Here is a 10,710-nt window from a genome sequence, read left to right on the forward strand (position 1 = left end):
CCATACGCATTGACCAAATATTTGGGTGAACATTGCACGCTCCATTGGGGTAAAATCTATAAACTCCCGGTTTTATCGCTACGACTCTTTAATGTGTACGGCCCCCGTTCCCGAACTTCTGGAGCCTATGGCGCCGTCTTCGGTGTATTCTTAGCCCAGAAGATACATAATAAACCATTTACCGTGGTGGGGGATGGCACCCAAACCAGAGATTTTACCTTCGTTTCTGATGCTGTCGAAGCACTGATCATAGGGGCCAAATCCAGCATTGAAAACGAAGTGATGAATGTCGGCAGTGGCAATACTTATAGTGTTAATCGACTCGTAGAACTTTTAAAAGGGGATATAGTTTATATACCAAAACGTCCTAGCGAGCCCGACTGTACCCATGCTGATATCACGAAAATAAAGAAACTATTGGGTTGGCAACCACGTATTACATTAGAGAGAGGGGTTGATATTTTATTGGATAACATTGACTACTGGCTTCAAGCACCGGTTTGGACGCCGGAAACAATTGCTGAGGCCACAAGGGAATGGTTCCAGTATCTCTCGCAGGAAATTATTATCACCTGAATCAATGAATATAAAAAAAGAAGTAGAAAAAAGCGATGGCACAGTCTAAGAGTCAAAGAAAAATTAAAACTATCATAGAACTGGCTAAAATTATATGCCTGCTTAAAAAAGAGGGTAAAACCGTCGTGCACTGTCACGGCGTTTTTGATTTACTCCATCCGGGTCACATCAGGCACTTTGAGGCGGCAAAGCGGGAAGGTGATGTGCTTGTAGTAACCGTAACCCAGGATAAATATGTGGCTAAAGGTCCGGGGCGTCCCGTCTTTAACGAGCAACTCAGAGCCGAGTCTGTTGCTGCTCTTCAAGCCGTTGATTATGTAGCGATTAATGAATGGGCCACTGCAGTGGAAACAATTAAACACATAAAACCCGATGTTTACTGCAAAGGCAGTGATTATACTGATGTTAAAGAAGACCTGACGGGGAAAATAAAGGATGAAGAAGAGGCAATTAAATCCGCTGGTGGTCGAATTCATTTTACAGAAGAAATAACGTTCAGTTCCACCAAGCTAATTAATATTCACTTTGATGTCCTGCCAAACGAAGCTAGGGATTTCATCGACGAAATACGAGATAAGTACTCGCCTTCAGATATTATTAATCGATTACAAAACCTCCAGAATATGAGGGTCCTGGTTATTGGGGACACAATTATCGACGAGTATCACTACTGCAAACCACTTGGCAAATCACCAAAAGAAAACCTCATCCCAGCGCGATACCTATCTGATGAAACGTTCGCTGGTGGCATATTGGCTATAGCCAATCATGTAGCCGGCTTCTGTAACGAGGTTGAAGTGGTAACCTGTTTGGGTACGGTAAATGGTTACGGAGATTTTATACTGGCCAACTTAAGGCCCAACGTGAAAAGTAAATTTTTCTATCAACCTGATTCAACGACCATAGTCAAACGCCGTTTCGTTGAAACAGAACTCTTGAAGAAACTATTCGAAGTTCAATTTCTGAATGGTCACCAATTAAATGGTTCGTTAGAAAAAGATATTTGTCAATACCTTGAATTAGATGTCGCCAATTACGACCTCATCATAGTCGGTGACTACGGTCATGGATTCATAGGGAAGAAAATAATAGATGTCCTTTGTGAAAAGGCAAAGTTCCTGGCGGTAAACGCTCAGACCAATTCGGCAAATATTGGATTCAACCTGATAACAAAATACCCACGTACGAATTATTATTGCATTGATGAGCCGGAAATTCGTCTGGCTACTCACGATAATTTTGGTTCTCTGGATGTACTGGTAAATAAGGTAGCGAAAGAGCTTCAATGTCACCGTGCGGTAGTGACTCAGGGTCATCTCGGTTCCCTCGTTTACAACCAAGACAATGGTGTAATAGAAGTACCGGCCTTTTCCCGCGAAGTAGTAGATAGGGTAGGTGCCGGTGATGCTTTTTTTCAGTAACATCCCTGTGTGTTGCCGCAGGATTCCCCGATGACCTAATCGGATTTATCGGGAACGCCGTTGGCGCTCTGGCCATACGTATTGTAGGCAATCGCTCTCCAGTAGAACCCGTCAGCCTGTTTAAATACATCGGGACACTTCTTAAGTAGGAGAAGATGTATGAATGATTTCGGGAAACGAATACTAGTTACCGGCGGATGTGGCTACATTGGCTCAGTTCTGGTACCAAAGCTGGCTCAAAAATATCAGGTCACTGTTCTGGATAGCATGCTCTTCGGCAATCATTTACCAATTATGCAGAATGTCGATGTCGTGAAAGGAGATATCAGAGACCTGCAACTTCTGCTCTCCATGTTGCCGGGAAATGATGTGGTAATTCATCTAGCGGCTATAGCTAATGACCCATGTTCTGATCTTGATCCATCCTTAACCTATGAAGTAAATAGAGATGCGGTAATACAACTAGTTAATGCAGCCAAGAACTGCGGCGTAAAGAGATTCATAAATGCTTCAACCAGCAGTGTCTACGGGGTTAAAGAGGAAGCCGCCGTGACCGAGGAACTTGTTCTGGAGCCGATAACGCTTTATGCCAAATTAAAAGCCGAAACAGAAAGGGTCGTAGCCAATGCGGCTCGAGATGGATTGACCACTGTATCAATCAGGTCGGCAACCGTGTGCGGGGTTTCACCGAGAATGAGATTCGATGTCATCGTTAATATATTGGCCAAGTTAGCCATTACCAATGGGGTAATAACGGTACATGGAGGTGCCCAGTATCGTCCCAATATACACATTGATGACATTACGGATTTATATGTCATGCTGGTTGAAGCCCCCGCGGAAAAAATCAATGGCAAAGTGTTTAATGTTGGCACAACCAATTACGCCGTTGAAGAAATCGCCAACATGGTCCGTGAAGAAACAGGTGCCGTTATCGAGATAAATGCCGATATTGCTGATAACCGCTCCTATCGCATATCCTCGGAAAAAATAAAGGATGAGCTGGGATTTCAGACAAAGAAGACCGTTAGGGAAGCCATTCAGGATATTAAAGGCGCATTTGATAGAGATATGTTCCCCAATGCTGACAATAGTATTCACTACAACATAAGAACAATGAAAGAATTATTCGCCGATAGAATTGGATAAGTAATAAAGAGCTGGGATTGAGTTTCGAAGTTCGATTGTTTTCTATATTCTACTACCTCATTAACCGACAGCTTTGTCCGACTATTGATTCGGCTCGTTGAAAGATATGGCGAAAACTACAGTCAATACCACCAAAAACTTGGCAAAAGGTATCCCGCAAGGTACCTTGCTATCCATGCACGAAATGATGCTGAGAATCCGGAAATTTGAAGAGAAAATCGCTGACGTTTATCCGGAACAGGAAATGAGATGCCCGACTCATCTTTCGATTGGACAGGAGGCAGCCGCAGTGGGCGTCTGCGCGGCATTGCAGCGTGAGGACCGCATCTTCAGTACCCACCGCTGCCACGCTCATTATATGGCCAAGGGTGGCGACCCCCGCCGTATGATTGCCGAGTTGTATGGTAAGAAAACGGGGTGCTGCGGTGGTAAAGGCGGGTCAATGCATTTCACTGACGAATCGGTGGGCATGATGGGCACGTCGGCCATTGTCGGGGCCTCAATACCGCTGGCTGTTGGCGCCGCATTAGCCTCGACTATGCAGGGGGCAAACTATCTTGCCGTAGCTTTCTTCGGTGATGCCGGCGTAGAGCAAGGCGTCTTTCATGAAAGCCTGAACTTTGCTGCGCTGAAGCGCCTGCCGGTTATCTTCGTCTGCGAGAACAACCTCTACGCAACCCAGACCCCGTTGCATAAAAGACAGGTCATAGATAATATCTATCAACGCAGCGCGATATATGGTATACCGGGTGAACGACTGGATGGCAACGATGTGCTCGCTGTTTACCAGGCCACTTGTCAAGCTGTAAAACGCTGTCGCCAGGGCCAGGGTCCCACACTCCTGGAATGCCGGACCTATCGCTGGAGAGAGCACGTTGGTCCAAATTATGACTATGACATGGGATATAGAACAAAAGAGGAAGTGGAAGAGTGGATGGCAAAATGTCCGGTGAATGGCTGGAAAAATAAGCTGCTTAACTCTGGAATAACCACGGAAATTGAATTGGACAAGATTGCCCGGAAGATTGATGAAGAGGTTGAATCGGCCTTTAAACTGGCCAAAGCTGACCCCTTCCCCGATGATGCCGACCTTTTAAAAGACGTATTCTGATAACCTTTGTGGCGCACAATGAGAGAATTAAAATACTCGCAGGCAATAGCTGAAGGGCTGACTCAGGCGATGGAAGCCGATGATTCAGTATTTGCTATGGGAGTTGGCGTAGACGACCCCAAAGGTATTTTCAGCACTATGCTGGAGGCCAGTAAAAGGTTCGGTAACGGGCGTGTGTTTGACACCCCTCTTTCCGAAAGCGCCATCACCGGAGCCGCCATAGGCGCCAGCTTATGTGGTATGAGACCAGTAATGGTGCATGCCCGGAACGACTTCATGCTGGTTACCATGGACCAGCTTATCAATAATGCCAGTAAATGGCGGTACATGAGCGGCGGTTCCAGCCAGGTACCAATCACCATCCGGACCATTGTCGGACGTGGTTGGGGACAGGGAGCACAGCACTCCCAAAGCCTGCAGGCTATTTTTACTCACTGCCCGGGGCTGAAGGTGGTTATGCCGGCCACTCCTTATGACGCCAAAGGTCTGCTTACCGCCAGTATCAAAGATAATAGTCCAGTCATATTCATTGAACATCGTCAACTTTATGAGCATATAGGCCACGTTCCAGAGGAATACTACGAAGTCCCGCTGGGCAAGGCCGTCATCCGGCACCCCGGCGATGATGTCACCATAGTCGCTACATCCCTGATGGTGTCGGAGGCATTATCCGCTGCCGAAACACTTGAGGGTCATGGTATTAACGCTGAGGTTATCGATGTTCGCACCGTTAACCCTATGGACAACGAGCTTATCTTCGATTCTGTTCGCCGTACCGGTCGACTCGTCGTGGCTGATACTTCCTGGAAAAGCTGTGGCATCGGCTCCGAGATAATCGCCAGAGTGGTTAGCAACCTGTTCAGTTACCTTCGAGCGCCAGCCCGGAATATCGCACTGCCCGACACACCACCACCGGTCTCCCACGCCTTGGAGAGACTGTTCTATCCTGGAGCTGATGATATTGTGGCTGCGGTGAGTGATATAGTCGATGGCAAAGTAATCCAAACGAAAAGCAATCGTTCCATCAAACCGATAGATGAGGATTTCCATGGCCCATTCTAAGACAACAAGCAGGAATAACGCATCAGTCTCGATTGTGGTACTTGCCTATAATGAGGCGCGAAACTTGGACGGTGTAATCAAGTCCATTCACCAGGCACTCGATGGCAGGATACCAAAATATGAGATAATCATTGTTAATGATGACAGCCGTGATAATACCGGACAGGTGGCAGAAAACCTAGCCAGGCAGAATTCTCATTTGAAGGTAATTCACAACGTAGAAAATAGAGGGTGCGGATTTACATTTATGAGCGGAGTAAAAGCGGCAAAACACGAATACGTTTGGCTTATTCCAGGTGACGATGAAATTACAACTGATTCTATTGAGACTATAGCCAATCATATCGGTAAAGCAGACATGATTATCCCTTATGTCCTGAACTTCGCTATCAGGCCACTGTCACGGCGGATTGTCTCCTGGGGTTACACTGCCTTACTGAACGTTCTCTTTTGGAAGAAGCTGCACTACTATAACGGGCCCTGTGTTATCAGAACCGACCTTGTGAAACCAATGACGACGGTAAATTCCCGTGGCTTTGCCTTCATGGCGCCAATTCTTCTCCGGCTAATGAAACAAAAACACACTTATACTGAAGTTGGCATAACCCTCCAGAACCGCCGTTACGGAAAAGCCTCGGTGAACAACCTCCTCAACATTCTGAGCGCCATCAAGATGATAGCCTGGCTCGTCTGGACGATGCACCTTGCCAGTGTCTTTAAAAATACCGCCAACCAGGCGACGGCAAAGCACTGAAATGACTGCCTATTTGGTTAATACCTTTAAGTTTATAGCAAGTGAGTAAATAAAGGATATAACAGAGTGAATAACGTACTGTTAATAAACCCATCATCAGCCTTTTCAACCTATAAAGGGACGAAGGTAGATGTGTATGTTCAGCGTTATCCGGTACTGTCACTGGCTTGCCTAGCCGCAATGCTAAGAGAAAAAGGATTTGGTGTTTCTATATTGGACTTGGGAATTGAAGATAACCCTACCCAAGTATTGGATAGGACACTGGAGGAATCACAACCCCCTATTGTCGGCGTTACCTGCACGACACCACTGCTTTCTGACGTTATACAGATAGGCAGCCGAGTCAGAGAAAAATTGGGCAGAGAAGCTACGCTTGTATTGGGCGGTGCCCATCCCTCAGCTCTTCCCGATGATTCTCTCAAGGAGTCTGACTTTGACATTGTCGTAATAGGGGAAGGCGACAATACGATGGTGGAAATAGCAGAGGGAAGAAAACTATCCGATATCAAAGGAATTTATTACAAGGATGGTGGCGAGATATTATCCACCCCTCCCCGGGAACGCATTAAGGATCTAGATTCCCTGCCATTTCCCGCCCTAGACCTCTTCGATATAAAAAGATACAAGTGCTCCAGATTGGTCTCAAGAAAAACACCAGTGAGTGACCTGATGACCAGTCGGGGGTGTGTGTTCAACTGCAGTTTCTGCGGCAAGAAGGTCTTCGGTCGCCAATTTCTAGCTAAATCTCCCAAGAGAGTCATTGAAGAAATCAAACACATATTGAACTTGGGATTTCAGGAGATCCGTGTCGTGGATGATATGTTTACCACGAATATGGAACGTGCCAAGACAATCTGTGAAATGATTTTGCGCGAGGGATTGCACTTTCCCTGGAACCTGGCGGCCGGTCTCAGGGTCGAGTGCATTGATGAAGAATTCCTTGCCTTGGCCAAGCGAGCTGGCCTGTATCAAGTCTCAGTCGGCTTTGAGAGCGGCGACCAGGATTGCCTGAACTCGATTGATAAAGGGATTACTATAGAACAGAGCATAAAAGCTATGGAGATGATTAAGAAAACCGGCCTGGAGAGCATTGGATTTTTTATGTTGGGATTACCGGCTGAGACAGAGGAAAGTATGAAAAGGACAATCGACTTTGCCGTTAAACTAATGCCCGATTTCGCCAAGGCCACCATTACCATGCCTCTTCCCGATGCCCGGCTTTTCTGGGAATGGGAGAAGCAAGGCCTGATAACGACCAGAGACTGGTCACAATATAAACTCCACGGTGGTGGAGCTGTTTATCAGCACCCGAATATAAGCCGTCAGAAGCTAGAGAAATACTACGACCTGTTCTACCGAAGATTTTATCTAAATCCCAGATATCTTATGCGGAGGACCAGAATTGCCCTGTCCAGAGGCACCTTTTTCCTGGAAATGTATTACGGCCTGAAAACTTTTTTCCCGACTATATTCCGGTCATGATAAAAGAATTTAAGTGAAAAAGGAGGATAGAAAAATGAAAGTCCAATATTCTTACCTGCTGGAGCAATTCAACATGGATAAGGAATCAATAAAGGTAAAATACATAGACCTGCCCAAACAGGCCCACGCCGAAGACATGATCAAGGATATCAAGGCCTTATTATTAAGTACGGGGCAATATACCCTTGGCCCGCAAGTTCAGGAATTTGAAACGAAGTTTGCACGATTATGCAACACAGGTTACGCTGTTGGGCTCAACTCGGGCACCGATGCTTTATTTTTTAGTATGAAAATACTCGGCATTGGGCCGGGTGACGAAGTAATTACTGCCCCGAATAGCTTCATTGCCACGGCGGCGGCAATCGCTCACACCGGAGCGAAACCGGTATTCGCCGATGTCAACAATGAGTACAACATTGACCCTGCACTTGTTGAAAATGCCATCACTCCGGATACCAGGGCCATTATTCCGGTTCACCTGACCGGCAACCCATCCGATATGCCCAGGATAATGGATATCGCTGAGAAACACGGGCTTTACGTTATCGAGGATGCGGCGCAGGCAATAGGTGCTTCGATTGATGGGAAACCAATCGGTTCGTTCGGCATAGCTGGTTGTTTCAGCTTGCACCCGCTGAAGAATTTAAATGTATGGGGTGATGGAGGGGCTGTAACCACCAATGATAAAGAGCTTTTTGAAAAGATGAAGCTACTCCGGAATCACGGCCTTGAAAACCGCGACGAATGTGCTCTTTTCGGATATAACAGTCGACTGGATACCCTGCAGGCTATAGTAGCCATCCGATTAATGAACGACCTAGATATGATAACGAATACCAGAATAAAAAACGCCAAAGTTTACGATGAGGCGCTGACTGATTTATCTGAACACATCACAATTCCGCCCAGAAAGAAAAATGTGAAACAGGTATTCCATACCTACGTTATTCAGGCTAAAGACAGGGACAGGTTATATCGCTATCTGCTGGAAAACGGAATCGAAGTCAAAGTACATTACCCAATACCAATACATATACAGGAGGCCTGTCAGTACCTTGGATATAAGGAAGGAGATTTCCCCGTATGTGAAGCTCAGGCGAGGTCAATTATTACTCTACCGGTCCACCAGCATCTCACCAATGAGCAGTTACACTATGTAATCGATACAATTAAAAAATTTTACAAAACGTAGAACGGAGAGTTTTAAAAAGTATAGATAAATTAGAGGCGAGTTATAAAAGCTGATGAGGATAATGTTTGTCGTACAATATATCGATTATATCGACTCCGTCGGCTTAATGCAGATTTCTGCCTTAGCTAAGAAGGAAGGACACATTGTTCAGCTATGTGTATTAAGTCGGGAGAATATTATCAATAGGATCCAAGACTTTAAGCCTGAAGTGATCGCCTACAGTGCTTCTACTGGAGAACACAAATACTATGTTGAATGTAACAAGGCAATTAAACATAGATTCCCTGATATCTTCACTATCATGGGCGGACCACACACCACATACTACCCTCACATTATCGAGGAAAGCACGTTGGATGCGATATGTATTGGTGAGGGAGATGAAGCCTTTACTGAGCTATTATCCTATCTAGAGCATGGCAGTGATATTTCCACGGTAAGAAATATTGTTACTCACCAAGGAGGAAATGATGACCTTAGGCTGCTGTATCAAGACCTAGATAATCTACCCTTCCCCGATAGAGCATTATTCTATGAGACAACAGAGATGGGACGGTGGCCGCTGAAAAGTTTTATGGCATCGCGGGGTTGTCCATATAGCTGCACCTATTGTTTCAACCATGTCTTTAGGAAGCTATACAACGGCAAAGGCAGGGTAATAAGAAGGCATTCGGTAGATTACATAGTTGAAGAAATCAGAAAGGTAAAAGACAAATACTCCCTGGAATTTGTCAAGTTTTACGATGATGTATTCATTTACCGAACTGATGACTGGCTGGAAGAATTTACTGCCAAATATAGAAGTAAAATCGGTCTTCCTTTTCACTGCCTGACAAGGGCTGATTTAATGACGGAAGACATGGCAAAGTTGCTCAAGGAAGCTGGTTGTCACTCTATAAGCATGTCGATTGAAGCCGGAAATCCTTATTTCCGCAACGAAATATTACGCCGCCATATGAGTGAAGAGCAAATTATAAACGCCTTTCATCTCTGTCGGAATTATGGTATCCACACCTTTTCCAATAATATACTGGGGCTACCTAATTCCACAATAGAAAATGAAATTGAGACCATAGACTTAAATATAAAAGCTAAGGTATCCTATGTGGAATTCCCTATCTTTCACCCCTATCCGCGGACGGAACTGGGGGATGACTGTATCAAGAAAGGAATGTACCAGCCCAACTATTCTGGACTTCACATGTCTTACATGAATAAATCACCACTTTCCTGTTTTAGTGAAAAGGAGAAAAATATCCAAAGGAATCTTTCTACACTGGGGCTTCTTGCAGTATGGCTTCCCTTTTTAAGGAATATAATATTAAAGTGGTTAATTTACCTGCCTTATAACAGGTTCTTCTTCTTTCTTTACTACATCACCAAGAGCTACCTTAATAGAACCAAGATCTACCTGGAGTGCACCCCTGTGATTGGACAGATAGGGTTAGGAGAGTCTGGCGGGGTAACTCCTTCTTCGGGCCGATGTTAAGTAGCTCCTCAAATTCATTCGGTGGCAGGTAGCCCAGTGCCGAATGGAGCCTTTTGTGATTATACACCTCCTCAATGAAATAGGGAATCTTGGTCATCACGTCCTCAAATGTTTCATACTCACATAGGTACACCTCCTCGTACTTCAGTGTTTTGAAGAAGCTTTCCATCCTGGCGTTCTCATAGGGATTGCCCGTCCGGGCCATGCTGATGACAAATCCGTGGCTCTTGAGCTCGTCTGTGTATTCCTCCGAGGCGTACTGCACCCCCTGGTCTGAGTGGTGAATGACACCGGGGCCAGGCTTACGCCCGTCGACAGCCATGCGTAGCGCCCCAAGGGTCAGGGCAGTGTCCAGACCGGTGGATATGGCATAGCCTATCACCCGGCGGGAGTAAGCATCAAGAATCGCCGCCAGGTAGACAAAGCCAGTCCGGATGCGGATGTAGGTGATGTCGGTAAGCCACACCTGGTTCA

The 10,710-nt window shown here is 45.7% G+C and carries 10 protein-coding genes; 9 read left to right on the plus strand and 1 reads right to left on the minus strand.

What is annotated here, in order from left to right; genetic code table 11:
- From KKD83_01815 to KKD83_01855, 9 genes are all read left to right on the plus strand, one after another.
- Nucleotides 1-576, plus strand: a 576-nt coding sequence (locus KKD83_01815; protein ID MBU2534886.1) for a GDP-mannose 4,6-dehydratase, incomplete at its 5' end; no start/stop codon positions are given.
- A 35-nt stretch (nucleotides 577-611) separates the two neighbouring features.
- Nucleotides 612-1,997 (plus strand): adenylyltransferase/cytidyltransferase family protein, encoded by a 1,386-nt coding sequence (locus tag KKD83_01820; GenBank protein MBU2534887.1) that lies wholly within the window; start codon nucleotides 612-614, stop codon nucleotides 1,995-1,997.
- 159 nt (nucleotides 1,998-2,156) lie between these two features.
- Nucleotides 2,157-3,146, plus strand: a complete 990-nt coding sequence (locus KKD83_01825) for an SDR family oxidoreductase (GenBank protein ID MBU2534888.1) — start codon at nucleotides 2,157-2,159, stop codon at nucleotides 3,144-3,146.
- A 175-nt stretch (nucleotides 3,147-3,321) separates the two neighbouring features.
- On the plus strand, nucleotides 3,322-4,257 hold the full coding sequence (locus KKD83_01830; protein MBU2534889.1) for a thiamine pyrophosphate-dependent dehydrogenase E1 component subunit alpha: 936 nt from the start codon (nucleotides 3,322-3,324) through the stop codon (nucleotides 4,255-4,257).
- An 18-nt stretch (nucleotides 4,258-4,275) separates the two neighbouring features.
- Nucleotides 4,276-5,319: an alpha-ketoacid dehydrogenase subunit beta gene (locus tag KKD83_01835; GenBank protein MBU2534890.1), complete on the plus strand. Its 1,044-nt coding sequence runs from the start codon at nucleotides 4,276-4,278 to the stop codon at nucleotides 5,317-5,319.
- A gap of 64 nt (nucleotides 5,320-5,383) precedes the next feature.
- On the plus strand, nucleotides 5,384-6,073 hold the full coding sequence (locus KKD83_01840) for a glycosyltransferase family 2 protein (GenBank protein ID MBU2534891.1): 690 nt from the start codon (nucleotides 5,384-5,386) through the stop codon (nucleotides 6,071-6,073).
- Between the two features lie 66 nt (nucleotides 6,074-6,139).
- Nucleotides 6,140-7,555, plus strand: a complete 1,416-nt coding sequence (locus KKD83_01845) for a B12-binding domain-containing radical SAM protein (GenBank protein MBU2534892.1) — start codon at nucleotides 6,140-6,142, stop codon at nucleotides 7,553-7,555.
- A gap of 34 nt (nucleotides 7,556-7,589) precedes the next feature.
- Nucleotides 7,590-8,747, plus strand: a complete 1,158-nt coding sequence (locus KKD83_01850; GenBank protein MBU2534893.1) for a DegT/DnrJ/EryC1/StrS family aminotransferase — start codon at nucleotides 7,590-7,592, stop codon at nucleotides 8,745-8,747.
- 61 nt (nucleotides 8,748-8,808) lie between these two features.
- On the plus strand, nucleotides 8,809-10,236 hold the full coding sequence (locus tag KKD83_01855) for a B12-binding domain-containing radical SAM protein (protein ID MBU2534894.1): 1,428 nt from the start codon (nucleotides 8,809-8,811) through the stop codon (nucleotides 10,234-10,236).
- Here the strand turns inward: KKD83_01855 and KKD83_01860 are convergent.
- The coding region (locus KKD83_01860; GenBank protein ID MBU2534895.1) for an IS3 family transposase at nucleotides 10,139-10,710 on the minus strand (572 nt) is incomplete at its 5' end. The genes KKD83_01855 and KKD83_01860 overlap by 98 nt on opposite strands.

Source organism: Chloroflexota bacterium, from assembly GCA_018829775.1.
Classification (GTDB): Bacteria; Chloroflexota; Dehalococcoidia; order Dehalococcoidales; family RBG-16-60-22; genus E44-bin89.

Coding starts and splice junctions, on each gene's coding strand:
- KKD83_01830 (MBU2534889.1), top strand. CDS start 3,322: ATGCACGAAATGATGCTGAGAATCCGGAAATTTGAAGAGAAAATCGCT.
- KKD83_01835 (MBU2534890.1), top strand. CDS start 4,276: ATGAGAGAATTAAAATACTCGCAGGCAATAGCTGAAGGGCTGACTCAG.
- KKD83_01855 (MBU2534894.1), top strand. CDS start 8,809: ATGTTTGTCGTACAATATATCGATTATATCGACTCCGTCGGCTTAATG.
- KKD83_01850 (MBU2534893.1), top strand. CDS start 7,590: ATGAAAGTCCAATATTCTTACCTGCTGGAGCAATTCAACATGGATAAG.
- KKD83_01825 (MBU2534888.1), top strand. CDS start 2,157: ATGAATGATTTCGGGAAACGAATACTAGTTACCGGCGGATGTGGCTAC.
- KKD83_01820 (MBU2534887.1), top strand. CDS start 612: ATGGCACAGTCTAAGAGTCAAAGAAAAATTAAAACTATCATAGAACTG.